Annotated in this window: 27 protein-coding genes; 4 read left to right on the top strand and 23 right to left on the bottom strand. The window is 36.5% G+C overall.

Annotation, left to right across the window (positions count from 1 at the left end; all coding sequences use genetic code 11):
• Positions 1-27: 27 nt before the first annotated feature.
• The 3 genes from LDP15_RS08815 to LDP15_RS08805 all read right to left on the bottom strand — a co-directional run bounded on the left by LDP15_RS08815 (position 28) and on the right by LDP15_RS08805 (position 3,180).
• Entirely contained in the window at positions 28-1,197 is a 1,170-nt protein-coding gene (locus LDP15_RS08815) for a class I SAM-dependent rRNA methyltransferase (protein ID WP_225513382.1), read from the bottom strand.
• Positions 1,198-1,294: 97 nt separating this feature from the next.
• Positions 1,295-2,437: an ABC transporter permease gene (locus LDP15_RS08810; RefSeq protein ID WP_015425732.1), complete on the bottom strand. Its 1,143-nt coding sequence runs from the start codon at positions 2,435-2,437 to the stop codon at positions 1,295-1,297.
• Entirely contained in the window at positions 2,434-3,180 is a 747-nt protein-coding gene (locus tag LDP15_RS08805) for an ABC transporter ATP-binding protein (protein WP_015425731.1), read from the bottom strand. The genes LDP15_RS08810 and LDP15_RS08805 overlap by 4 nt, the downstream gene beginning before the upstream one ends.
• Before the next feature lie 192 nt (positions 3,181-3,372).
• On the opposite strand from LDP15_RS08805, the gene LDP15_RS08800 reads away from it, so the two are divergent.
• Entirely contained in the window at positions 3,373-4,752 is a 1,380-nt protein-coding gene (locus LDP15_RS08800) for a C69 family dipeptidase (protein WP_225513381.1), read from the top strand.
• A 39-nt stretch (positions 4,753-4,791) separates the two neighbouring features.
• Here the strand turns inward: LDP15_RS08800 and LDP15_RS08795 are convergent, their stop codons facing one another.
• Genes LDP15_RS08795 through dhaK form a run of 4 tightly spaced genes read right to left on the bottom strand, consistent with a single transcriptional unit; the run spans position 4,792 to position 7,466 of the window.
• Positions 4,792-5,508 (bottom strand): MIP/aquaporin family protein, encoded by a 717-nt coding sequence (locus tag LDP15_RS08795; RefSeq protein ID WP_058219104.1) that lies wholly within the window; start codon positions 5,506-5,508, stop codon positions 4,792-4,794.
• 9 nt (positions 5,509-5,517) lie between these two features.
• Positions 5,518-5,889 (bottom strand): dihydroxyacetone kinase phosphoryl donor subunit DhaM, encoded by a 372-nt coding sequence (gene dhaM / locus LDP15_RS08790; protein ID WP_058219103.1) that lies wholly within the window; start codon positions 5,887-5,889, stop codon positions 5,518-5,520.
• A complete protein-coding gene (gene dhaL, locus LDP15_RS08785; RefSeq protein WP_047207066.1) occupies positions 5,886-6,464 on the bottom strand; it encodes a dihydroxyacetone kinase subunit DhaL in 579 nt (192 codons plus the stop codon). Before dhaL ends, dhaM begins: the two co-directional genes overlap by 4 nt.
• A gap of 9 nt (positions 6,465-6,473) precedes the next feature.
• Positions 6,474-7,466, bottom strand: a complete 993-nt coding sequence (dhaK, locus tag LDP15_RS08780) for a dihydroxyacetone kinase subunit DhaK (protein ID WP_225513380.1) — start codon at positions 7,464-7,466, stop codon at positions 6,474-6,476.
• A gap of 100 nt (positions 7,467-7,566) precedes the next feature.
• Between dhaK and dhaS the strand changes: the two genes are divergently transcribed.
• The gene (dhaS, locus tag LDP15_RS08775; protein ID WP_225513379.1) at positions 7,567-8,109 is read left to right on the top strand and encodes a dihydroxyacetone kinase transcriptional activator DhaS; all 543 of its coding nucleotides are present in this window, start codon (positions 7,567-7,569) and stop codon (positions 8,107-8,109) included.
• Here dhaS and dhaQ read toward each other — a convergent pair whose 3' ends face one another.
• The 5 genes from dhaQ to LDP15_RS08750 form a co-directional block, all read right to left on the bottom strand.
• Positions 8,110-9,096 carry a DhaKLM operon coactivator DhaQ gene (gene dhaQ / locus LDP15_RS08770; RefSeq protein WP_225513378.1) on the bottom strand — a complete coding sequence of 329 codons (987 nt, stop codon included), beginning with the start codon at positions 9,094-9,096 and terminating at the stop codon, positions 8,110-8,112.
• A gap of 76 nt (positions 9,097-9,172) precedes the next feature.
• Positions 9,173-10,369: a phosphoglycerate kinase gene (gene pgk / locus LDP15_RS08765; RefSeq protein ID WP_012897069.1), complete on the bottom strand. Its 1,197-nt coding sequence runs from the start codon at positions 10,367-10,369 to the stop codon at positions 9,173-9,175.
• A gap of 182 nt (positions 10,370-10,551) precedes the next feature.
• Positions 10,552-11,364 carry a Cof-type HAD-IIB family hydrolase gene (locus LDP15_RS08760; protein WP_058219100.1) on the bottom strand — a complete coding sequence of 271 codons (813 nt, stop codon included), beginning with the start codon at positions 11,362-11,364 and terminating at the stop codon, positions 10,552-10,554.
• Between the two features lie 107 nt (positions 11,365-11,471).
• Positions 11,472-11,648, bottom strand: coding sequence for a 30S ribosomal protein S21 (gene rpsU, locus LDP15_RS08755; RefSeq protein ID WP_003129844.1), 177 nt, complete (start codon positions 11,646-11,648; stop codon positions 11,472-11,474).
• A gap of 85 nt (positions 11,649-11,733) precedes the next feature.
• Positions 11,734-12,096, bottom strand: a complete 363-nt coding sequence (locus LDP15_RS08750) for a MerR family transcriptional regulator (RefSeq protein ID WP_010905229.1) — start codon at positions 12,094-12,096, stop codon at positions 11,734-11,736.
• Between the two features lie 229 nt (positions 12,097-12,325).
• Here LDP15_RS08750 and LDP15_RS08745 point away from each other — a divergent pair, with 229 nt between their 5' ends.
• The gene (locus LDP15_RS08745; protein WP_029344752.1) at positions 12,326-13,747 is read left to right on the top strand and encodes an MDR family MFS transporter; all 1,422 of its coding nucleotides are present in this window, start codon (positions 12,326-12,328) and stop codon (positions 13,745-13,747) included.
• Between the two features lie 111 nt (positions 13,748-13,858).
• Here LDP15_RS08745 and LDP15_RS08740 read toward each other — a convergent pair whose 3' ends face one another.
• Positions 13,859-14,404 carry a TetR/AcrR family transcriptional regulator gene (locus tag LDP15_RS08740; RefSeq protein ID WP_058219098.1) on the bottom strand — a complete coding sequence of 182 codons (546 nt, stop codon included), beginning with the start codon at positions 14,402-14,404 and terminating at the stop codon, positions 13,859-13,861.
• A gap of 149 nt (positions 14,405-14,553) precedes the next feature.
• Between LDP15_RS08740 and LDP15_RS08735 the strand changes: the two genes are divergently transcribed.
• Positions 14,554-15,465 carry an NADP-dependent oxidoreductase gene (locus LDP15_RS08735; RefSeq protein WP_225513377.1) on the top strand — a complete coding sequence of 304 codons (912 nt, stop codon included), beginning with the start codon at positions 14,554-14,556 and terminating at the stop codon, positions 15,463-15,465.
• 32 nt (positions 15,466-15,497) lie between these two features.
• On the opposite strand, the gene LDP15_RS08730 is transcribed toward LDP15_RS08735, so the two are convergent.
• The 10 genes from LDP15_RS08730 to LDP15_RS08685 form a co-directional block, all read right to left on the bottom strand.
• The gene (locus LDP15_RS08730) at positions 15,498-16,157 is read right to left on the bottom strand and encodes a uracil-DNA glycosylase (RefSeq protein WP_058219096.1); all 660 of its coding nucleotides are present in this window, start codon (positions 16,155-16,157) and stop codon (positions 15,498-15,500) included.
• Positions 16,154-16,795: a GyrI-like domain-containing protein gene (locus LDP15_RS08725; protein WP_058219095.1), complete on the bottom strand. Its 642-nt coding sequence runs from the start codon at positions 16,793-16,795 to the stop codon at positions 16,154-16,156. Before LDP15_RS08725 ends, LDP15_RS08730 begins: the two co-directional genes overlap by 4 nt.
• A 65-nt stretch (positions 16,796-16,860) precedes the next feature.
• Positions 16,861-17,577 carry a YebC/PmpR family DNA-binding transcriptional regulator gene (locus tag LDP15_RS08720; protein ID WP_010905223.1) on the bottom strand — a complete coding sequence of 239 codons (717 nt, stop codon included), beginning with the start codon at positions 17,575-17,577 and terminating at the stop codon, positions 16,861-16,863.
• A gap of 156 nt (positions 17,578-17,733) precedes the next feature.
• Positions 17,734-18,159 (bottom strand): hypothetical protein, encoded by a 426-nt coding sequence (locus LDP15_RS08715; RefSeq protein ID WP_058219094.1) that lies wholly within the window; start codon positions 18,157-18,159, stop codon positions 17,734-17,736.
• 56 nt (positions 18,160-18,215) lie between these two features.
• Positions 18,216-19,397 (bottom strand): nucleotidyltransferase, encoded by a 1,182-nt coding sequence (locus tag LDP15_RS08710; RefSeq protein WP_058219093.1) that lies wholly within the window; start codon positions 19,395-19,397, stop codon positions 18,216-18,218.
• Between the two features lie 50 nt (positions 19,398-19,447).
• Positions 19,448-20,182 carry a class I SAM-dependent methyltransferase gene (locus tag LDP15_RS08705; RefSeq protein WP_017864048.1) on the bottom strand — a complete coding sequence of 245 codons (735 nt, stop codon included), beginning with the start codon at positions 20,180-20,182 and terminating at the stop codon, positions 19,448-19,450.
• A 100-nt stretch (positions 20,183-20,282) separates the two neighbouring features.
• Entirely contained in the window at positions 20,283-20,642 is a 360-nt protein-coding gene (rsfS, locus tag LDP15_RS08700) for a ribosome silencing factor (protein WP_003129832.1), read from the bottom strand.
• 165 nt (positions 20,643-20,807) lie between these two features.
• Positions 20,808-21,233 carry a GNAT family N-acetyltransferase gene (locus tag LDP15_RS08695; protein ID WP_225513376.1) on the bottom strand — a complete coding sequence of 142 codons (426 nt, stop codon included), beginning with the start codon at positions 21,231-21,233 and terminating at the stop codon, positions 20,808-20,810.
• Positions 21,234-21,278: 45 nt separating this feature from the next.
• Positions 21,279-21,869, bottom strand: coding sequence for a bis(5'-nucleosyl)-tetraphosphatase (symmetrical) YqeK (gene yqeK / locus LDP15_RS08690; RefSeq protein WP_015425716.1), 591 nt, complete (start codon positions 21,867-21,869; stop codon positions 21,279-21,281).
• The gene (locus tag LDP15_RS08685) at positions 21,862-22,461 is read right to left on the bottom strand and encodes a nicotinate-nucleotide adenylyltransferase (protein WP_012897052.1); all 600 of its coding nucleotides are present in this window, start codon (positions 22,459-22,461) and stop codon (positions 21,862-21,864) included. The genes yqeK and LDP15_RS08685 overlap by 8 nt, the downstream gene beginning before the upstream one ends.
• Positions 22,462-22,506 lie beyond the last annotated feature (45 nt).

The raw sequence follows: 22,506 nt of genomic DNA, 5'->3' as shown, positions 1-22,506 counted from the left end.
CAAAAAAATCTGTCAGTAATAGACAGATTATTTTTTGATTTTAATAAATAATACTTTAAGATAATTTCCTTCTGGAAAGCTGTCAGCAATATGAAAATCAGCTGGTAATTTTTCTTCTTGGAAAACGGTAAATTTTACTCCCTTATTTTTGAGCGCTTCTTCAATCATTTGACGGAATTTTTTATCAGAAACATTTGCTGCATTTGTTGATGCAATTAATGTCCCATTATTTTCTAAAATTTCAACAGCTTCTTTAACAAGGTCGCCATAATTTTTAGCTACTGAGAATGTTTTTTTACCATTTCTGGCAAATGAAGGAGGGTCGAGGACAATCATGTCATAAGTCAATTCTTTTTTCTTAGCATAATTAAAATAACCAAAAACATCCATCACATAGATTTTTTGACTCTCTGGTTCAATTCCATTGACTAAAAATTGTTCTCTCGTTTTATCAAGCGAACGTTTCGCCAAATCGACTGACGTTGTTTGACTGCTCCCTCCAAAAGCTGCTGCAACTGAAAAAGCGCCTGTATAACTAAACATATTTAGTAAAGTTTTACCAGTTGAAAGACCGCCCGCAAGTGCCCCGCGAACATTTTTTTGGTCAAGAAAAATCCCTGTCATTAATCCTTCATTTAGATAAGTCGCATAAGTCACGCCATTTTCCATGACCAACAAAGGTTCAGCCGCTTCTTGGCCAAAAATATGTTGACTTTCTAAATCAGCCTCAGAAAAACGAAGTTTTTCATAAGCCCCTTTAATATCTGGGAACACGACTTGAAAAGCCTTAACAATCGCTTTTTTTTGACTATGTATAAATTGATTGTACCAAGAAAAGACTGCAAAACCATTATAAAAATCAATGGTTAAGCCGCCTAATCCATCTCCTTCACCATTAAAAAGACGAAAGGCGTTCGTTAATTCATCCTGATAGAAGGTCGCCCGTAAAGCGCGTGCATTGACAAATTTTTCCACATAAAAATGATGGTCAATTTTTACTGACGAAGAATCTAAAAGCCAACCCACTCCTTTATTTTGTTTTGAAAGATAACCTGTTCCAAGCGCTTGCCCTTTTTCATCAAAAAATTGTGCAAAATCATCCTCCAAGAAGGGTGAATTTAAATCTTCTGCCACCAAAAGTGGATAACCAGCCCGCAATTTCTTTGCTGCTTTTGTCCGTACCGTAATTTTTTTCATGCTTTAATTATAACAAAAAAGTACTTTCTTTTTCTTTTAAAAACCAAAATAACCACCAGATAGACTATCCAGTAGTTATACAATCAAAAGCATATTTTTAAGTCCGACGAACATTTTTCAAAGCTAAAACATTCGCAAGATAGAGCAGAGCCGCAAAAAGTAGCATAATGAGCAAATCAAACCAGATTCCAGAGAATCCTACTCCTCTTTTAACTACCTCTTGCATGGCAGAAATTCCATAATAAACCGGAATACAATGAGCGATTGCTTGAAGAATGACAGGCATCGTATCCACAGGAATCAAACCAGAAAATAAAAATTGGGGAACAATCGCTAAAGGAATCATCTGTACAAATTGAAATTCTGTTTTTGCTAATGTGGATAAAAGTAATCCAAACAATAAAGCGATGATGGCGATAAAGAAATTAATGACAAAGACCCAACCAATATTTCCGTTATTATGAACCCCTAAAATCCAATAAGTAAAAACAACCATGAGTGCTGTTTGAATCATTGCAAGAATTCCATAACTCAAAGTATAGCCCGTCACGATTTCAGTTCGTTTCACAGGAGTGACTAACATTCTCCCCAGCGTCCCTGAGGTTCGCTCGTTCACTAATGAAATACCTGAAATTAGAAGCACCAAGAAGAAAGCAAAGGCTCCAACTAAAATCGGTGCTAAATCATCAAAAGTAGCATTTGTACTACTAGGATCTCCGTACAAATAGTGACTCGTTACTTTATACTGCTCTGTATCAACCCTGAAATTTGTTGAAAAACTTTGACCTGATGTTTGAGGTAACTTACTTATCAAATTTTGCAGAGCCTGCTTAGTCTCCTCTTTAGTTGCCTTAACTTGGCTTTCTTGAATGACTTGTGTTAAAAGTAGCTTAATCGCAGAACTTGTTCCATTTGACTGATTAGCATAACTAACATCAATATTTTTTCCCGAAATACTAACAATTGCACTCAAATCTTTCTCATTCATTGTTGAGCGATTATTTTCAGAAACACTAATCACTTTCAGATGTGCTTTATCATCTGGCATATCCTTCAAAGCTCTTGTTAATTCTGTATTATCAGACTTCAAACCCACTCTGTAAGCAGTATTTGACGGTACTTGAAAGAGAAAGTACATGAGCGTCAAAATAAATATTGGAGCTAAAAACATCATTGCCAGCGTCCTAGGGTCACCACGCCGTTGAAGCATAATTCGTTTAAAGATAGCAAGTGTTCTCATTTCGCTGCCCCCTTATGTTCTAACTCTAAATTTTTTCCCGCAACAATAAAGGCTTCCTCAACCGAGGCAACTTGATACTTTTCCTTAATTTCCTTTGGCGAACCTTCTGCTATAAATTTACCATTTCTAAGCATCAGTACGACATCACAACGTTCAGCTTCATCCATAACATGCGTCGTAATTAATATTGTTTTCCCTTGATTTGCTTGATTTCGCAGCTCTTCCCAAATTTCTTGACGTAATTCTGGATCAATCCCAACAGTTGGTTCATCTAAAAGTAAAATAGGAGCATCCGTTTGCAGAGCAATAGCGAGTGATAAGCGCCTTTGCATTCCTCCTGAATAATTAGAAATTGATTGATTTAACTGCTTAGTCAGATTTACTGTAGCAGCTGCCTTATCAAGTTTGTCTTGTAAATCCTTTTTTTGGATTCCCTGCAAAGAACCAAAAAATTCTAAATTTTGTTTGCCGGTCAATTCCTTAAATAAAGCGTCTTCTTGCGCCATATAGCCTAATTTCCCTAATACTTCTCTGTCAGGAATTTTTCTTTCAAGAATCTCAACATTGCCAGAATCCAATTTTTGCATTCCAACAATGGCTTTGATAAAGGTTGACTTCCCAGCTCCAGAAGGTCCAATCAAACAAATAATTTTTCCACTTTCAAATTCATAGGATAAATGGTCTAATATTGCTTTATCGCCAAATTTCACACTAATATCATTAATAGTTATTGGTGAGGTCATATTCTTCTCCTTTGATGGCATAAACTTTCTTTAGATTTGATGTTAAACTAATTGTAACACTTCATTTTTGAACCTCAAATCATTTTACCCTTTAGAAACTGCATATAAAAGTTATTTTGTAGTATAATGATAAGAACTTTAAGTTTTGAGAAACTTAGCACAAATCATTTATATCTTTATAAAGGAGTTCATATGGCCTGTACAACATTTCTCGTCGGTAAAAAAGCCTCATTAGATGGCACAACTTTAATTGCACGAAACGAAGATGGTGGAGATAAACCTAATCCCCAACGTTTTGTTGTCATCAATCCTGAAAATCAACCCAAGCACTATCGCTCTGTCGCCACAGCTTGTGAATTTGACTTACCAGAAAATCCCCTATCCTATACTTCTACACCTGACGAGGATTCAACCTATGGGATTTGGGCAGCGGCTGGCATCAATAGTGCGAATGTTGCCATGACTGCGACAGAAACCTCAACAACAAATAGTCGTATTTTGGGATTGGACCCTTATGTTGAAACAGGACTGGGTGAAGAAGACTTCACAACAATTACCCTTCCCTATATCCAGAGTGCGCGTGAGGGTGTTGAACGGATGGGACAACTCTTAGAAAAATATGGAACTTATGAATCAAATGGGATGGCTTTTTCTGATAAAGATGAAATTTGGTGGTTAGAAACACTAGGTGGACATCAATGGGCAGCTATTCGTATCCCCGACGACGCTTATGTTATTGCTCCTAATCGTCTTAATATCGATTGGTATGATTTTGAAAGTTCTGACACGATTTATTCAACTGGTTTGAAAGAATTTATTGATAAGAACAAGCTTAATCCAGACTTTGATGGTTATAACCTTCGTCATATTTTTGGTTCAAGTACCATTAAAGACACGCGCTACAACAATCCACGCGCTTGGTATGTGCAAAACTATTTTTCTCCAGAAACCACAGGAAATGACGATCCATTTAACCAAGATTTACCTTTCATCTGCCATGCCAATCGCAAAATTTCCATTGAAGAAATTAAGTTTGTCATGTCAAGTCATTATGAAAATACAGCTTATGACCCATACAGCACAACCTCAAGCGCCGCAGAACAAAAATTGATTCGACCAATTGGACTCAATCGTAATTTGGAACTTCATGTTTTACAAATTCGAGATAATGTAGACAAGGAGCTTGCTGGCATTCATTGGCTTGCTTTTGGACCTAACAGTTTCAATAGCCTTGTTCCATTTTATGCTAGAGTAAGTGATACCCCTACTTGTTATCGCGATACAAAAGCCGACTTTGACCCAACCAAAATGTATTGGTTGACTACAATGACCGCTGTTCTAGGAGACAGTAATTTCCAAGGCTATGTCGATAAAAGAGACAATTTTGACCTCAACACAATGGCAAAATTAAGAGCCTTACAAAACGAAACCGACAAAGGAAGTGACCAATCACTTGAAGCAGTGAACGAAAAACTTGCACAGATTGCTCTGACTGCTCAAACTGAACTTCTTGGTAAAATGGTTATTTCTGGTTCCAATCACATGAAACTTCGCTTTGATTTTAATGATTAAAAAAATACGGATGGATTATCCGTATTTTTTTAGATACTATCAATGGAGCGTCAACATCCATTGATAGAGTAGTCCAGCAATTACAGCACCAACAATTGAACCAGTTGCTGGAATCCAAGCATAGCCCCAGTCGGAAGTTCCTTTATTTTTGATTGGTAAAAGTGCGTGCATTATTCTCGGACCTAGGTCACGTGCTGGATTCATCGCGTAGCCAGTTGTTGGTCCTAAAGAAAAACCAACTGCCATAATAAGAAAACCGACAATAATTGGACCAAAACCACCTTCCAGACGATAATGGCCCATTGCCATAATCAGTATCATGAGTAGCGCCCCATCAAAAGCTTCTCCTAAAAAATTGGACCAAGAATGACGAATAGCGGGTGCTGTGGCAAAACTTGCCAAGATTAGAGAAGAATCTTTTGTTTCGTCCCAATGAGGATAATAATGTAACCAAACGGCGACAGCACCTAACATAGCACCTAAAAATTCGGCTACAATAAAAGCAAATGCTAAGCCAATCTTTATTTTCCCTAAGACAAGAAAACCAATGACCAAGGCTGGATTGAGATAAGCGGGTGAAAAGAAGCCAACTACCCAAACGGCGACAGCAACGGCTAAGCCCCAACCAATTGCAATAGTCACCCAACCTGCATTTTCCGATTTTGTTTTACCTAAAACATTTGCTGCGACAACCCCATTTCCTAATAATACAAGGATGAAAGTGCCCAGAAATTCTCCCAATATTTGTAATGTCATTGCTCTACCTTATTTTTCTATCAGCATTTTTTCTAACTGCTCTTTTATTGCTTCAAAAGTTGCTCCTGCTTCTAAGAGAGCACTCGCTGTATAAGCTCCTTCAATGAGCGGGACATTAAAAATGGTTAATTCTTTGTCTATCATTTCAGAAACCAAATCCAAATTCATTCGAGCACTTCCTAAATCAAAAAATGTTAAAAGATTGTCTGCCTCATTTTCCTCAACTGCTGCCATTACTCGGTCAAATGAGGTGCCTATTTCGCCATTTTCTAAACCACCTATAGCGGTTAGCGAAATATTTTTAGCGACTTCACGAATTAATTTTTTTAGTCCTGAGGCAATCTCAGAGGAATGAGAAACGATTACAATTCCATAAGTCATGCTACTACCTCCAAAAGTGTTTCAAATAAATAAGCACTTGATTGTGTTCCAGGGTCAATATGCCCAATTGAGCGTTCCCCAAGATAAGAAGCTCGTCCTTTTGTAGCTAAAAGTCCTGCACTTGCTTTAACAACTTTTTCTAAATTATCTTTGGAAGCTGAATCAGTTTGTAAGTCATTTAAAAATGCTGACCAGATATCAACCATCGTTTTTTCACCGACTTGAGCTTTTCCTCTTTTTTGAATAGCTTCTAGTCCAGCATAAATTAATTCACTTGTATCCAAAGTTTCTGTGGCAGTCTTACTCATGGCTAGAAAGGCCGAACCATACAAAGGACCAGAAGCTCCTCCTACTTTTGACATTAGGGTCATGGCCACTTTTTTAAAGATTTCTGAGACACTTTCAAAGTTTGAACCTTCCAATGCTTTCATTGTTTCAGACATCCCACGAGCCATATTTGCACCATGGTCCCCGTCACCAATCGGTCCATCTAGTTCGCTTAGATAAGCTTTATTTTCTTGTATTTTTTCGTTAAATTTCCCTAACCATTCAATGGTTGTATCTATTGTTAACATTCTCTCTCCTTATCCCCAAGAAATAGTTTTCACGTCTTCATTAAGATTTTTGAGCCATTGGTCATCTTCCAACTTAATCATTGTAAGTGACAAGCCTGCCATATCAATTGAAGTCATATAATTTCCAACTTTTTTAAAAAGAATTTCTATTTTTTCTTCTGTCAGTAATTTTGCAACATCATTCATAAAAATGAATTGCTCCATTAGTGGCGTCGCTCCCATACCATTTACAAGAATTCCATATTTTTGACCAGCTTCAAATTTGAATTCTTCTTTCAACTTTCCAACCAGTTCTGTTGCTAACTCATAAGAAGGTTTCATTTTTTCCCGACGGTATCCTGGTTCACTATGAATTCCTACGCCATATTCAATTTCATTATCATCAAGAACAAAACCAGGTTTTCCAACTTCTGGAACTGTTGCGGCTGACAAAGCTAAGCCAATAGTCTTGATATTCTTGACGACCTTATCAGCCAAATCCTTGATTTCATCTAAAGAAGCTCCTTGATGGGCAGCTGCACCTAATATTTTATGAACAAGGACTGTTCCAGCAACTCCTCGTCTTCCTTGAGTGTAGAGCGAATTTTCAACGGCGATATCATCGTCAACAATAATTTGCTCAACCTTAATTTCTTCCATCTCAGCCATTTCTCGTGCCATTTCAAAATTCATCACATCGCCTGAATAATTTTTGATAATTAAGAGTACTCCAGCTCCTTCGTCAGCAGATTTGATTGCCTCATAAATTTGATCAGGCGTTGGTGATGTGAAAATAGCTCCACAAACAGCTGCTGACAGCATTCCTTCCCCGACAAAGCCAGCATGAGCCGGTTCATGTCCAGAACCCCCGCCTGATACTAAGGCAACTTTTCCACTTTTAGGACTTTTACGTTGAATAATTTCAAAATCTGGAACTTTTTCAACCAAATCCCCGTAAGCATAGGTTAATCCGTCTAACATTTCTGAGACCACATCTTGTGGTTGATTAATAATTTTTTTCATCGCTCATCCTCCTGAGTTTCTTATGTTATACTTAGTATAAAATATAAAGTCCATAAAAATAAGGGACAAATCGCAAAATGTGTCCGCTTTCTTTTAAAATATGAAAAAATCAATCATTACACAAAAAATTATTGCTAAAGCTTTTAAAGACCTGATGCAAAGTAATGCTTATCCCCAGATTTCTGTTAGTGATATTATGCAAACTGCAAAGATTAGAAGGCAAACTTTTTATAATTATTTTCAGAACCAAGAAGAGCTTTTATCTTGGATTTTTGAGAATGATTTTGCCGAATTAATTAATGATAATCTGGATTATTATGGCTGGCAAAATGAACTCTTACTCTTATTACGCTACTTAGATGAAAATCAAATTTTTTATCAAAAAATATTTGTTATAGATAAAAATTTTGAACACTTTTTCCTTATTCAATGGGAAAACTTGCTTGATAAGGTTATTTTTGACCAAGAAAAAAAGTCTGACTATCATTGGTCAGACTTGGAAAAATCTTTTATATGTCGTTATAATGCTGCAGCAATTTGTGCAATAACTAAAGAATCAATCATTAGAGGAAATTCTTTAGAAAAGCTTTATTCTCAGATTGTAAATCTTTTACTTGCTCAAATTAAGATTTTTGAAAGCTGATTACCATGCAAAAGCTCCCGTTGGAGCATTCAGATAGTCCAACCATTTAGGCTCTTTAACAGAACAAAGTGTTAATGAAATTCCTGACATATCGCAACTTGTCATTAGGTTTCCAACTTTGCAAAACTTAATAGATAAGCCTTCAAGTTCTAAAAGGCGCATCACATCATATTGAAAACTGTAAAGTTCCATTAATGTTGTTGAACCCAAACCATTTACAAGCAAAATATAATTTTTATTTGCTTTTTTTTGCCAGTTAATTTCTGCTTTTAACTTATTTACTAACTCTACGGCAATACGCTCTGAGTCTTCAAATTTTTCAACACGATAACCGGGTTCTCCGTGTATTCCAATTCCAAAAGAAACTTCATCTTCAGCTAGAACAAATGAAGTCTTTTGATGAGGAAAATGAACAGGTGCTAAGGCAACACCCAAAGTATAAATTTCTGGGGAAAGTGACAGAGCCAATTGTTCAATTTCATCAATACTTCCGCCTTCTTTAGCAAAAGCACCGAGAATTTTATGAAGTAAAATTGTTCCAGCAACTCCCCGATGTCTTTTATGAAAATTATAAGCATTCACCGAAATATCATCATGGCTGACAATATATCTTACATCAATTCCTTCATTTCTCGCTTCTTTTATTGCCTCATTAAATTCCTTTAAGTCAGCTTCAAAATTTTTGATAATCACAAAAACGCCTTTGCCTGAGTTAACTTGGCGAATAGCTTTTAAAATATTTTTAGACTTTGGTGGTATAAATAGAGGACCAGTCACAGCTGCTGCAAGCATTCCAGAACCAACGTAACCTACATGGGCCGGTTCATGACCATTTCCTCCACCTGAAATAATTGGAACTGCTTTTTCATTATATGTATTATCATAGAGAATTCCAGTTTCTGGTAGATAAGTCAATTGAGGGTAAGTCAAATCAATCCCTTTTAACATCTCCTCTGGAATTTCATTTGTTGAAGTATAGAATTTCATATAACCAAATTATAGCACAGATACAAAAAGAGCTTGATTTAAAAAATCAAACTCTTTTTATTTATTAGCTTTTAGATTATTTTTCAGTCAAAGCTGCAAGTCCTGGAAGTACTTTACCTTCGAGGAGTTCCATTGAAGCTCCACCACCAGTTGAAATCCATGAGAATTTATCTGCATAACCAAGGTTGATTGCTGCTGCTGCTGAGTCACCACCACCGATGATTGATTTAACACCTGGTTGTTTAACGATAGCTTCCATCAATCCAACAGTACCTGCTTGGAAGTCTGGGTTTTCAAACACACCAACTGGACCATTCCAAACAACTGTTTTAGCACCTTCAAGTTGTGTGTTGTAGTCAGCAATTGTTTTGCTTGCTACGTCAAGTCCCATAAAGCCTGCAGGAATATTTTGGTCAGCAGTTTCTTTAACTTCTGTGTAACCAGCAAATGCGTTAGCAACTTTGTGGTCAAGTGGCAAAATCAATTTTCCAGCTGCTTTTTCAAGCAATTCTTTAGCAAGATCAAGTTTGTCATCTTCAACAAGTGAAGTTCCGATTTCGTAACCTTGAGCTTTCAAGAATGTGTAAGCCATTCCACCACCGATGATAACTTTATCAGCTTTTGAAAGAAGGTTTTCGATAACACCGATTTTATCTGAAACTTTTGAACCACCAAGGATTGCTACGAATGGACGTTCTGGAGCTTCAACTGCTTCTTGGATATAAGCAATTTCGTTTTCAAGAAGGAAACCAGCAACGGCTTTATCAACGTTTGCTGAGATACCAACGTTTGATGCGTGAGCACGGTGAGCTGTACCAAATGCGTCATTAACGAAAATTCCGTCACCAAGTGAAGCCCAGTATTTACCAAGTTCTGGGTCGTTTTTAGATTCTTTTTTACCGTCGATATCTTCAAAACGAGTGTTTTCAACGAGAAGGATTTCTCCATCTTTAAGTTCGTTGATTGCTGCTTCAAGTTCTGCTCCACGAGTAGTTCCTGGGAAAACAACATCTTGACCAAGTTTTTCAGAAAGAGCTTTAGCTACTGGTGCAAGTGATTTACCAGCTTTGTCAGCTTCTTCTTTAACACGTCCCAAGTGAGAGAAGAGGACTGCACGTCCACCTTGTTCAAGGATGTATTTAATTGTTGGAAGCGCAGCAGTGATACGGTTATCATTTGTGATTACGCCATCTTTAATTGGAACATTAAAGTCAACACGTACGAGGACTTTTTTGCCTTTAAGTTCAACGTCTTTTACAGTCAATTTTGCCATTTGGAAAAATTCTCCTTATAAGATATTTTTGTTGAGATTGAAAAAGCACCATGCTGATTCAATTCAAATCGATAGGTTAATTATATCACAAATTCGAATAATTTGGCTTTGAGAATTTTACTTTTAGCTTGTAAAGGGTTACTTTTAAAAGATTTTTACTGACAGATTTTTTTTAAATGAATTTAAAAAAGGCTGTCAGTAATATATTTTTGAATTCCATAAGCGACACCATCTTCTGTATTGCTTTTCGTAATCACTTTTCCTATTTTTTTTAAGTCATCAGAAGCATTTGCCATAACAATTGGTAAGCCAACAGCTTTTAACATACTTAAATCATTTTCATTATCGCCAAATGCTGCAAGTTCGCTTTGCTCTAACTGTTCTCTTTGAGCAATAAATTGGACTGCTTTAGCTTTTTGAGCTTCAAGATGTGTAATCTCAAGATACGTTTCCCAAGTTTTTTGAATGATTATATCAGGAAAATTTAGTTTTTCTAAATGTTCTTTAATTTCTTCTAACTTACTTTCATTTGGTGTAATCAAAAGAATTTTAAATATTTCTAGTCTTGGTCGCTCAGTTATCAATGCTTCCAAATCTACTAACTTAGGAACCTGTGGAGTAAATTGCATTTCTTGTTTGATGTCTTTATCAATCTTTTCAACATACCAATCGATTAAACTGTACAGGGATAGATTTATTTCAGGATAATCTTTTTTGATTGTCTTAATCAATTCTTGAGCGCTAGCATGAACCATTGGATTTGCTTTAATAACTTCATTTTTAGCAAAAATAAGCCCGCCATTAAAAGCAACTTGTGAGCTTTTTAAATTCAATTGATTAATTAGACTCTCCATCGCTTGAGGTGCTCTTGCTGAAACCAAAGAAAACGGAAGATTAGAGTTTTCAATCACTTCTTGAGTCTTTTTGGAAATTTTTCCTTGGTCATCAAGTAAAGTCCCGTCTAGGTCAGAAAAAATATGTTTAATCTTAGTCATCTTATCCCCCTCTATCCTCTATTTTAACAAAATTTACTGACAGCTTTGTTAGTAAAAGCTAATGAATAAAAAAATCACTGACAGAAGTCAGTGATTAAAAATTCTAATTAGTATTTTTTACGTTTACGTGCTGCTTCTGATTTACGTTTACGTTTTACAGAAGGTTTTTCGTAGTGTTCACGTTTGCGGAGCTCTTGAAGAGTTCCAGCTTTTGTTACTGAACGTTTGAAGCGACGGAGTGCGTCGTCAAGTGATTCATTTTTGCGTACAAGTGTTTTTGACATAGATTTTCACCCCATTTCCAGCTCGAGAGTTCGTGGTCTTTCACACGACTTTCCTATTATATCAAATGGAAAAGACCTTGTCAAACTAGACTAGCTTTGTCGCCTCCTCATTTAAGCGTTCTTGATGAATATTAATTTTTTTATCCAAATAAGCCATCGATTTTTCAAGTTCGGCTAATTCTTTTTCCATTTCCTTTTTACGAGCTTTTAAAACTCCAATTATCATTTCATGCTTATCTGTATTGGCAAAAACTTCTTTAATTTGTGCTAGACTCAATCCGGCACAGCGATAATGGCGAATGGCATTAATTCTTGATTCTGTTGCTTCATCAAAATCACGAATTCCTGCTTTAGTGCGTGGAACTGAGATCAATCCTTCTTTTTCATAGAATCGTAGATTGTAGGCTGAAATTCCTGTTCTCCCTGCAACTGTCGCAATCGTGACCATTTTTTTCTCCTTTGAACTTATAAAAATCACTTTTTTATGGCAATTTTACTTTTTTATTTTATTAATTAATAAAAAGTCAATTTTTTCTCTTGACTTAGAGTAACTCTAACTTGCTATAATATAGCATGTTGATTTCAAAGTGTCAACCACCGCATTTTGAATCTTATTTTAAAATAGAAAAGAGTAAAAATTGAATAAAATACAAGAAAAACGTTCCATAAGAGCCTTTATGCTCTCCAATGTGATGGCAGGTTTAGAAGGGTCAATCGTAGCGACCGCTCTACCTGCAATGATGGCGGAATTACATGGAATTAAATTAATGAGTTGGGTTGTAACCATTTATATGCTTCTCATGGCGGTTTCTTCTCCCATTTGGACCAAATTAGCCGAACGCTTTGGATATAAACAAATGTTTGTGCTTGGCACACTCTTATTTACAATAGGTTCTCTCGGCGAAGGGTTAGCCATTAATATGCTAATGGTTATTGTCGCACGCGCGCTCATGGGACTTGGTGCTGGTGTGATGATTCAACTTCCTTTTGTCATCTATGGAATGATGTATCAAGCCGATGAGCGAAGACGAGTGATTGGAAATACTGTCGCTGCTTATTCATTTTCAACTATTGCAGGACCAATTGTCGGGGGGCTGATTGTCACTTTACTTGACTGGCGTTGGGTCTTTTTCATCAATATTCCAATTGGGATTTATATGGCTTTTATTGTTTGGAAAAATTTCGACTTGAAAACAGACCATACTAAAAAATCAATTGATTTTGCTGGCTCTGCTTCTTTATCCATCGCTGTCATTGCAATAATGTTGCTTTTCCAAATGATGGGAAATGCAGTCATTAATCTTCCTCTCCTCCTTACTTTATTAGTTGTAAGTTTTCTCTTTTTCATCGGATTTTATTTTGCTGAAAAACGAGCAGTTGACCCAATTGTTCCACTTGAACTTTTCAAAAATCCTTCATTTATCGCTAAAAATATCATGTTTTTCATGCAATATGGCTTCTTTGGTTTTTACACAAATTATCTGCCTACTTGGGGACAAGGAGTCATGGGCGCAACGGCTTTAGTCGGCGGAATGGTTTTGATTCCATCAGCAATCATGCTGGTTATAGGCACTAGAAATGTCAATCATCTCATTCAAAAAGTGGGAGAAAAGAAAACAATCTATATTGGTTTTTCCATTATGGTTTTAGGGGCAATTTTCTTATTTAGTTTGCCTGAACATGCCTCAATTGTGATGCTCTTTGTGGCAACAGCAATTCTTGGAACTGCCTTTGGAATTGTCAATATCACCTTGCAAGTTGCGGTTCAAGAAAGTGTCGCTAAGCATTTGATTGGTGCAGCGACCGCGGTTAATGCACTACTAAGAACAATGGGAACAACGCTTGTTTTATCTGGACTGTCCATTGCCCTTAATCGTACATTTACTGAGGCAACAGCACATAATCCAAAACTTACAACAACACTTCTTAATCAAATTTCTGATGCAAAAGCTTTAAAAAATATTCCAGTAAATCTTATTGCCCCTTTGCGTCACACCTTATTTAACGGCATGCACTTGCTTGCTCTTATCTCAGGATTACTTCTTTTCATTGCTCTTTTTGTCAATTGGCTCGACCCTTGGAAAAAAGGCTTGGAATAGAACAAAAAACTGCTGACAGGCTCGTCAGTAGTTTTTATTTTGCTGACAAAATTTCTGTCATAGGATAGCGGTTTGCGCTTTAGCGCATTTACGGATATGCTAGTATTTCCGTCAGTAATTTTTGAGTTCATTAAAGTCTGCAATTGCTTTTTCTAATAAATGATGTAAACTGTCAGCATCATTTTCTAACCATTCTTCCCAAGCCACACTATAAACTGCTCGAGCTAGGCGAACAGCTAATCTTGCATTTCTTTCACCATAAGTTGTCAGTAAATATTCAACTAAGAGTTCTTCGATTTTGCTTTGTTTTAAAAGTTCGCGTTCTTCCAAATCTGGGTGACTGGCAATTATTTTTTGTCTTTTGACTGTTCTTTCTCGATGTTCATCAAAGAAATCTGCAGCGTAAAAATAACTTTCAAGAACAATAGCCAAAGGATTATTCGCTTTTGATTCTTTCATTTTCGTCAGTAACATTTGGCTGTATTGCTCACCGCCAGCAAAGAAAATATCTGCTTTATTTTTAAATTTACGAAAAAACGTTCGCTCTGTTAAACCAGCTTTGGTGGCAATTTGTAGAACAGTTGTATTCTCATAACCTTGCGCTGTAATCAATTCCAAGGCTGCTTCATATAATTTTTCTTGACTTGTTTTTTTCATCTCTTCCCCTAAATGTCAGTTTATGACATTTTTCTTGACAAGACCCCTCTAAAGGATTATACTATTCTCAAATGTCAGTTACTGACATTATATAAAATGCCTTTAAAACTGTCAAGAAAAGTTGATAAAGCACATTAAGGAGAAAATAAATGGTTAAAGCACTACAATACAAAACATTTGGTAAACCCGATGTTCTTCAACTCGTGGACCTTCCTCTCGTCCATCCAAAAGCTGATGAAGTTTCTATCAAAGTCAGTCATGTTGGACTCAATCCAATGGATTGGGCTATTATGGGAAATCCTGAAGTGGCTCCAAATTTTGGTGTCAAACTTCCCCAAACTTTTGCCTATGATTTTGCTGGAATAATCGATGAAATTGGTCCAGAAGTGACCGACTTTAAAGTTGGCGACTATGTTTTTGGAACAACAATGAGAGGTGCAGCAACCGAACAACTCATTTTTTCAACGAAAGAACGTGGACTTTTTCATAGACCCGATTTTGTAGAAGATGACGTCGCCTCTACTCTTGCCGTGGCTGGCTATACTGCGGCAGTTGCTCTGCGAAAAGCTCACGTAACAGCAGGGGATACTCTTTTAGTTGGTGGTGCAGCCGGTGGCGTAGGAAGTTTTACGGTTCAACTTGCTCAAATTTTAGGCGCTAAAGTAATCGGTACTGCATCTGACTCTACCGCTGACTTCCTACAAGATTTAGGTGCCGAACAAATAAGTTATGGCCCAGGTCTAGCTGACCGTTTGAAAAATAAAGAAATCACGGCGGCTATCGATCTATTCAGCCATGAAACGCTTAAAGCTGCTCTCGAATTAGGAGTCAAAGCTAATAAGATGTCGACTGTCATCATGTATCCAGAGCCTCCAGCTGGGATTCCAACAGCTACAGGTGGCGAAGCTCTTCCTTCTGATATGGAAATGATTTTAAATGCCATCTCTAATCATCAACTGACGGTTCCAATTGCAGCTAAGTACTCTATCGATGACTATTTAGAAGCAATCAACTTACAGATGAATCGTCACGCACATGGAAAAATCGTTCTTTATTTTTAAATAAATAAAAAAACAGTCAAATCAGACTGTTTTTATTTACTCCAATCAATCGGACTTTGACCAGATTCAACCAGAAATTCATTGGTTTTTGAGAAAGGATGCGAACCAAAAAATCCACGACTTGCTGACAAAGGTGACGGATGCGCCGCTTCTAGTATGAGATGCTTACTTCCATCAATTAGTTTGGCTTTCTTTCTAGCAAAACCACCCCAAAGAATGAAAACTTTTGGTCGCTCATCATCTGAGGCAATCTTTATAATTTCGTCTGTCAACGGTTCCCAAATTTTACCAGCATGGGCATTTGAAGCAAACTCAGGTACGGTCAGGACTGCGTTTAGAAGTAAAACACCTTGTTCGGCCCAAGCCGTCAAATCACTGTTTTCTTTAGAAAAACCTTCTTCACGCAATTCTTTTTGGATATTAACAATCGAGTCTGGACGATTCACTTTGAAAGTAGCAGGATAAGAAAAAGCCAAGCCTTGAGCTTTCCCGGGCTGAGGGTAAGGGTCTTGCCCAACAATGATAACCTTTGTTTGCGCCAAAGGAGTCAATTCAATCGCCCGAAAAATTTGATTTTCTGGTGGATATACTTTGCCCTCTTGATAAGTCTGATTGATAAATTCAATCATTTTAGGGAAATAATCTTCTGCTAATCGGTTGCGTAAGGGTTGTGACCAATCTGTTTTCTTCATTTTTCTTGTCCTCTCTCCACAAAAATTCGGAGGGTTGTTTTCAATTTTTCTGTTGCTGTCTTTCTGAAATCACTGATATAAATTTCTCGATGATGAAATTCTTTGTGAACAGCTTTTAAATCATGTTCTTTAGCATACTCAAAGAGTTTTTCAAAGCTTTCCCCTTCGTCATCAAAAGAACCTGAATGAATGGTTTGGAGACATAATCCGTCTTGAATAGCTTCAAATTTAACTTTTGATAAATCAAATCCTTTTTTACTTTCAACTAACTTCTTAGCTTTTTCAACTATTTCAGAATCCACAAAATCGGGCATTCTAATCATCAATCGCCAAATAAAGTCATTTTTATCTAGTTTACCAGCTCTAGGTTCATTTTTACTGGTCCATAAACCTTCAAGAGGCGGAACCACAAAAGGTTGGAAATTTTCAATTGTAAAGTCTGGGTTTCGATAGGACATTGAAATCATATAGGCTGTCGCATACAAATATTGAATGGCTTCTTGAAAAGCTGGACTTGTTGGTGCTCCTTTGCCATCTATCATTAGATAATTAAGGGCAGGCAGCTCAATTAAAGAAATTCCTTTTGGTAAATAATAATTTTTATCAGATTTTTTATAATCAATTTTCGGGCTAGACATGCTTTTATTATATCAAATTTATAAATAAAAAAACCTGCCTTAATGACAGATTTTTCATTTTCAAATTAGAGATTTGCAACGTTATGATAAACTTTTTGGACGTCATCGTCATCTTCAAGAGCATCAATGAGTCCTTCAAAGATTTCTAAATCTTCAGGTGAAAGTTCAACTTCTGATTGAGGAATCATTTCTAATTCTGTTGTTGAGAACTCAGTAATTCCAGCTTCTTTAAGTGCTGCAATTCCTTTATGAAGGTCTGTTGGTTCTGTATAAACAACAATATTTCCTTCTTCTTCGGTCACATCACGAACATCAACTTCAGCATCAAGCAAAATTTCAAAGATATGGTCAGGGTCAGTTCCTTCAAAAACAATCACCCCTGTATTGTCAAACATATAGCTGACAGCACCGGCTGCTCCGATATTCCCACCATTTTTGTGGAAAGTAGTACGGACATTAGCGATTGTACGGTTAACATTTGAAGTCAAAGTTTCGGCGATAACCATTGAACCATTTGGTCCAAATCCTTCATAACGTCCTTGAACGAAAGTTTCATCTCCGCCACCTTTAGCTTTATCGATTGCTTTATCAATAACGTGTTTTGGAACTTGCGCTTGTTTGGCACGTTCAATAACGAATTTTAATGATGAATTTGATTCTGGATCTGGTTCACCTTGTTTAGCAGCGGCATAGATTTCAACACCGAATTTTGCATATACTTTAGAAGTTGCACCGTCTTTAGCGGTTTTTTTAGCAACAATATTGGCCCATTTACGTCCCATTGGAATAATCTCCTTGAAATTTTATTTAAATTATTGGCAGAGGATTAATCTGCGTGATTTTTTCTATCATATTATATCACAATTTGTAAAGGCTCGTCTATGAGAAATCAAAAAAAATCCCGATTTTACGGGATTTTACTTTAATTTCATCAGGGATTATTCTTGTGAGGAAATTTCATTAGAGTTTTCTTCAGCTTCTTTTATTTTCATTCTTAATAAGAACACGGCAGCAATAATCCATAAAACAAGCGAAACAAATATAATAAACCAAGCAAAGATTCCTGCAATCAGTGTTAAAATTGCTGCTGCATTACTCAAATTGAATCTTCTATTTTGGCGAAGTAAAATAATCGCAAGGACAAATGTTGCTATTCCTACAAACCCAATAATAATTTTGATAAACATAGCAGGGCCAGAATTTGCTGCATTAAATCCGGCTTCAAAGCTGTTTGAACCAGTTGAATTGAGTGCTTGCGATAGTGAAGCCATTGAAACGATGGTTGAAAGCACAACCAAGGCAGCACCAATGATGTTAAGAATCCCCGTCACTTTGACAAGATTCTTCATACTTTTTTCAGTCATAATAAAAATTCCTTTTCTTTTTATCATAACATATTTTTTACGTTATTTACAAACATTTATCGTAAATGTCTATCTGATTGATGAACGATTGGTTTTCGGCCAAAATTTTGTTCTTCAAATTGAACATTTCCTAATTGATAAATTTCATCAGCTTTTTGGGTCAAGTTGTCCCATGGATTTTGCCCAATTCTACTGATAATTTTTCCCCGATTTTGAGCTAGAATTTCTTGACCAGTTTTTGAAAAGCCTAGCACATGAATTTGTTCTGGTAAATCAAACTGCTTTGGAATATTTAACAAAATATAAGTTAAAAGCCTACGAACACGCGCTTTCGTATAACGTTTGGTATAAACTTGTTCAACCAATTCATCAAGATTTTTAGCAGATTTGACCGCCTTTTTTAAGCGGACAGAAAGTTCTTGATTGACTTGAAAATTATTTTCCAAGTGCTCATCAACTCGAATTTTATATTGCAGAAGTGGAAAATAAGCTGCCCAATTAGTTTTTGGACTTGCATAAGCCGCTAAAATGGCTGACGGAACATAATTTTTTATTGCTGACAAGTCTGTCAGCATCGATTTATTACTGACAGATTGATTAGTTTGCTCTGTCAGTAAATTTTGCCTTTCTGTCAGTGAAAATAACTCCTGACGGAGTGCGGTTGCACTAGCAAATCCTTCTGTCAGCTCTAGTGAATGAAATTTTCCGACGCGTTTAATCGCTTGTAAATTAATTTGTTTACCTGCCGCTGCTTTAGCATAGGCAAGAGCTAAGACGTGATTTGGTGTGTTCCCGTCAAATTCAATTCCCGTAAAATGCTGCCACATTTTTTGAGTTTTTTCAGGGTAGGAAAGCTGGTCAGCTAATGATTGAATGTAACTTTCCATTTCCTCCCCTCTTTTTTCATAAATATCAGCAATTTCATTATAATCAATTGCTGATTCTGAACCAAAAGCCAGGTCAGTAATTCCAAGATTTTTTAAAATATCCACAGCACCACTTGCAAAAAAATCGGCTGCCTGTACCGAAACAGTGACAGGTAATTCAACCACTAAATCAGCACCACAAGCTAAAGCCATTTGAGCTCTCGTCCATTTATCAAAAATAGCAGGCTCACCTCGCTGCATCCAATTCCCTGACATGGCTACTATTTTTATGCCCTCAATCTGGTTCAAAAGATATTCATGTCCCTTATGAAATGGATTAAATTCGGCAATAATTCCTGTAATCTTATTCATTTTCTACCTCTAAAAAAATCTGTCAGTAACTGACAGAGATATTTTTTCGATTATTTTTTACAGACAAAGAACCAACGCGCACTTTCTTCGCTCGGCGCCTCGTCAGTAAAATCTGCACAGACCATCGCTTCTTTAAAGCCGGCAGTTGCCAAGCGTGCGAGATAATCGTCGATTGGATAAGTCCGTTCTTCATGAACTTCGTCTTTTCGTGTAAATTTCCCATCAGAACCCTGAATGAAAAAACTTAATTCATGGACAATAGAATGTGGAACTTCTCCTTCAAATGAGTCCCATAAAAAAGCAAAATCTTCCGCATTTTCATGGTAAGAGTAATTGGGAAAAACTTCATCTACTTGATAAGTTGAATGCACATCAAAAATAAAAGTTCCACCTTCATTTAGTATTTCAAAAACACCATCAAACGTGGCTTGTAATTCATCCAAATTTTCCAAATAGCAAAGTGAGTCAGAGTAGCAAGTTACCGCATCAAATTTTCCAAGTCCAGAAAGTTCGCGCATATCTCCAGCAGTAAAATCAAGTTGATAACCGGCTTGTCGAGCTTTTTTACTTGCCAAAGTTAACATTTCTTCAGAAATATCAAGTCCGGTCACTTTGTAGCCTTCTTGGGCCAAACGAACTGATAAAGCACCAGAGCCACAAGCTAATTCAAAAACTGATTTTGTTTCTTTTGGTAAATGTCTTTTTGTAAAATCAAGCCATTGCTCATAAAGTTCTTGGTCCATGACCTGATCATAGACTCTTGAAAAATCTTCGTAAAATGCCATTTCAGCCCTTTCTAGAATTACTGACAGCTCTTTTAATAGGGCTGTCAGTAAATTTTAAAATAAATAAGAGCTCTGTCAGTAAAACCGACAAAGCTATTAATTATTCAGCCATAAATCCAGAAATATCTACCATTGGTGCATCAGACCAAAGTTTTTCTAAATTAAAGTGTCCACGTTCATCATGGCCAAAGACACTGACTACGATATCACCAAGGTCAATCAAAACCCAACCTGTTTTTGCATCGCCTTCAATATGACCTGCTGCTTTTGCTCCAGCAAGTTCAGCCGCTTCAGCAATATTATCAGCAATTGCATCTAACTGACGGCTATTCATTGCTTCCATAATCACAAAATAATCTGCAACAAATGTCACTTCAGACATATCTAAGGCCACAATATCAAGTGCTTTTTTATCATCGGCTGCTTTTACAACCACTTCAAGTAATTTTTTTGAATCCAATTCTTTCCTCCGAGACTTTTTGCCTCTTTTTATTCATTAAAAATCTTTTTAAGATTTATTATTCATTTTCTCTAGCTCCTTTACAATCAAATGTAAAAACTAGACCCACTTATTTTAACATAAAAAGTTACAGCAACCAAAAGTTGCCTGTTATATTCATTATTTTTAGAGAAATTTTAAAAAACGCTTCTGTGAATGATTACTGGTATAACCTTGATGTTCATAAAATTGATGCGCCTCATGCCTTTGCACTCCGGAGTTCAGTCTAATAACTTTAATCTCTCTCACTTTAGCCTTTTCTTCTAAGGCATCAAGTAATTGAGCACCAATTCCCTGTCCTTGATTTTTTTCATCCACAACTAAACCTAAGACATTTAGCATCACTTGTTCAACATAAACCGGAGCATAAATTTCTGCTTCGATGAAAGCTGTCACTCTTTCTCCCAATTCAAAAACAAGAAATTCATGGTCAGCATCTTTTAAAATACGTGCAAGATTTTTCTTGACAGCCGCTTCAGAAATTGGATAACCAAGTACTCCAGAAAGGCGAGCAATGTCAAGATAATCTTTCATTTCAGCTTTTCTAATCATTCATTTTCCTCTGTTCATAATAAGCAGTTTATCTCTAAGGATATTTCAAGACAAATAACCAATAAAAGCATTATAGGCTTCAAAAGTTTGAGGATAAATGGTCAAACGACGTTCTGCCAAATACTCAACCAAACGCATGGTTTCAAAAGCAACTGCTTGATTTAAATCTTGATTAGCAACGGCACGGGCTTCAATGACCCCAGGAAATGTTCGACCTTCCTCAATGTAATCTGCTACATACAACACCTTAGCCAAACCAGACATTTCTTTATCTCCGACCGTATGAATCTCAATCGCCCTTAAAATTTCTTCATCTTCAAGTCCAAAATCTTCACGCATTTTATAAATTCCGACTTTTCCATGCCAAATATTATTATCCCAATTTTTCAAATCAGCATCTAAGCCATATTTATCAATTAAGGCTAAAAAAGTTTCATCATCCACTTCTTTACAATAGTCATGTAAAAGTCCAGCTAAACTTGCTTTATGCGGGTCAACTCCATATTTTTGCGCTAACGCAATCGCTGCTTTTTCCACACCGAGCATATGTTCAAAACGTGATTTTTTAACCATGCTAGCAATTTTCGCTAACAAATCTTCTCTTGATAAATTTACTTCTGGATAAAAGTCAAACATATAAGCCTTCTTTCAAAATGTAATCTAAAACCTTCGGTGCCAAAAGAAAATGTGGTTTAATTCCACGGTGCAATTGTTCCCGAATCAAATTTCCAGAAATATCCATCATTGGAACATCCACCCACATGATTGGATAAGAAGTTCCTGCCCGATAACGAGGCCTACGAATCCCAACGAATTGAACTAATTCTAATAACTCATCAATATGTGCCCAATGAGCTAAACCAGAAATCATGTCACCACCGATAATAAAATAAAAATCACAATCTGGATTTTCTTCATGAAGCTCAAGTACCGTTTGATAAATATCAGCGCCATCTTTAGCTTTCAGGCGACAAGCGTCTACTTCTAAACCAGGACAATCTTCAATAGCTGCGGTCAGCATAGCTGCAACATGCCCGTCAGTATTATGTTCTGGTAAAAAGACAACTTTTTCCAAATTAAGTTCTTGGCGCACTTGGTCAGCAATTGTCAAATGGCCAACATGAACAGGATTAAAATTACCCCAAAAAAGTCCGATTGCCCGTCGTTTCTCGTCTTCTTTAGCTTTTAATTCTACCTTTGTAAAAGGAGTCAATAAATCTATTGCCATTTGTTCACCCATTATATCTTAGTCTTTGATTATTTTTTAGAACAC

Source organism: Lactococcus sp. SK2-659 (assembly GCF_020218185.2).
GTDB classification, from domain to species: domain Bacteria; phylum Bacillota; class Bacilli; order Lactobacillales; family Streptococcaceae; genus Lactococcus; species Lactococcus lactis.
This window is presented reverse-complemented; position numbering and strand designations above follow the sequence as displayed.

What these genes read in the sequence shown, in the direction of transcription:
- LDP15_RS08815 (WP_225513382.1), bottom strand. Translation starts at nt 1,197, where the DNA reads ATGAAAAAAATTACGGTACGGACAAAAGCAGCAAAGAAATTGCGGGCT.
- LDP15_RS08810 (WP_015425732.1), bottom strand. Translation starts at nt 2,437, where the DNA reads ATGAGAACACTTGCTATCTTTAAACGAATTATGCTTCAACGGCGTGGT.
- LDP15_RS08805 (WP_015425731.1), bottom strand. Translation starts at nt 3,180, where the DNA reads ATGACCTCACCAATAACTATTAATGATATTAGTGTGAAATTTGGCGAT.
- LDP15_RS08800 (WP_225513381.1), top strand. Translation starts at nt 3,373, where the DNA reads ATGGCCTGTACAACATTTCTCGTCGGTAAAAAAGCCTCATTAGATGGC.
- LDP15_RS08795 (WP_058219104.1), bottom strand. Translation starts at nt 5,508, where the DNA reads ATGACATTACAAATATTGGGAGAATTTCTGGGCACTTTCATCCTTGTA.
- dhaM (WP_058219103.1), bottom strand. Translation starts at nt 5,889, where the DNA reads ATGACTTATGGAATTGTAATCGTTTCTCATTCCTCTGAGATTGCCTCA.
- dhaL (WP_047207066.1), bottom strand. Translation starts at nt 6,464, where the DNA reads ATGTTAACAATAGATACAACCATTGAATGGTTAGGGAAATTTAACGAA.
- dhaK (WP_225513380.1), bottom strand. Translation starts at nt 7,466, where the DNA reads ATGAAAAAAATTATTAATCAACCACAAGATGTGGTCTCAGAAATGTTA.
- dhaS (WP_225513379.1), top strand. Translation starts at nt 7,567, where the DNA reads ATGAAAAAATCAATCATTACACAAAAAATTATTGCTAAAGCTTTTAAA.
- dhaQ (WP_225513378.1), bottom strand. Translation starts at nt 9,096, where the DNA reads ATGAAATTCTATACTTCAACAAATGAAATTCCAGAGGAGATGTTAAAA.
- pgk (WP_012897069.1), bottom strand. Translation starts at nt 10,369, where the DNA reads ATGGCAAAATTGACTGTAAAAGACGTTGAACTTAAAGGCAAAAAAGTC.
- LDP15_RS08760 (WP_058219100.1), bottom strand. Translation starts at nt 11,364, where the DNA reads ATGACTAAGATTAAACATATTTTTTCTGACCTAGACGGGACTTTACTT.
- rpsU (WP_003129844.1), bottom strand. Translation starts at nt 11,648, where the DNA reads ATGTCAAAAACACTTGTACGCAAAAATGAATCACTTGACGACGCACTC.
- LDP15_RS08750 (WP_010905229.1), bottom strand. Translation starts at nt 12,096, where the DNA reads ATGGTCACGATTGCGACAGTTGCAGGGAGAACAGGAATTTCAGCCTAC.
- LDP15_RS08745 (WP_029344752.1), top strand. Translation starts at nt 12,326, where the DNA reads ATGCTCTCCAATGTGATGGCAGGTTTAGAAGGGTCAATCGTAGCGACC.
- LDP15_RS08740 (WP_058219098.1), bottom strand. Translation starts at nt 14,404, where the DNA reads ATGAAAAAAACAAGTCAAGAAAAATTATATGAAGCAGCCTTGGAATTG.
- LDP15_RS08735 (WP_225513377.1), top strand. Translation starts at nt 14,554, where the DNA reads ATGGTTAAAGCACTACAATACAAAACATTTGGTAAACCCGATGTTCTT.
- LDP15_RS08730 (WP_058219096.1), bottom strand. Translation starts at nt 16,157, where the DNA reads ATGAAGAAAACAGATTGGTCACAACCCTTACGCAACCGATTAGCAGAA.
- LDP15_RS08725 (WP_058219095.1), bottom strand. Translation starts at nt 16,795, where the DNA reads ATGTCTAGCCCGAAAATTGATTATAAAAAATCTGATAAAAATTATTAT.
- LDP15_RS08720 (WP_010905223.1), bottom strand. Translation starts at nt 17,577, where the DNA reads ATGGGACGTAAATGGGCCAATATTGTTGCTAAAAAAACCGCTAAAGAC.
- LDP15_RS08715 (WP_058219094.1), bottom strand. Translation starts at nt 18,159, where the DNA reads ATGACTGAAAAAAGTATGAAGAATCTTGTCAAAGTGACGGGGATTCTT.
- LDP15_RS08710 (WP_058219093.1), bottom strand. Translation starts at nt 19,397, where the DNA reads ATGAATAAGATTACAGGAATTATTGCCGAATTTAATCCATTTCATAAG.
- LDP15_RS08705 (WP_017864048.1), bottom strand. Translation starts at nt 20,182, where the DNA reads ATGGCATTTTACGAAGATTTTTCAAGAGTCTATGATCAGGTCATGGAC.
- LDP15_RS08695 (WP_225513376.1), bottom strand. Translation starts at nt 21,233, where the DNA reads ATGATTAGAAAAGCTGAAATGAAAGATTATCTTGACATTGCTCGCCTT.
- yqeK (WP_015425716.1), bottom strand. Translation starts at nt 21,869, where the DNA reads ATGTTTGACTTTTATCCAGAAGTAAATTTATCAAGAGAAGATTTGTTA.
- LDP15_RS08685 (WP_012897052.1), bottom strand. Translation starts at nt 22,461, where the DNA reads ATGGCAATAGATTTATTGACTCCTTTTACAAAGGTAGAATTAAAAGCT.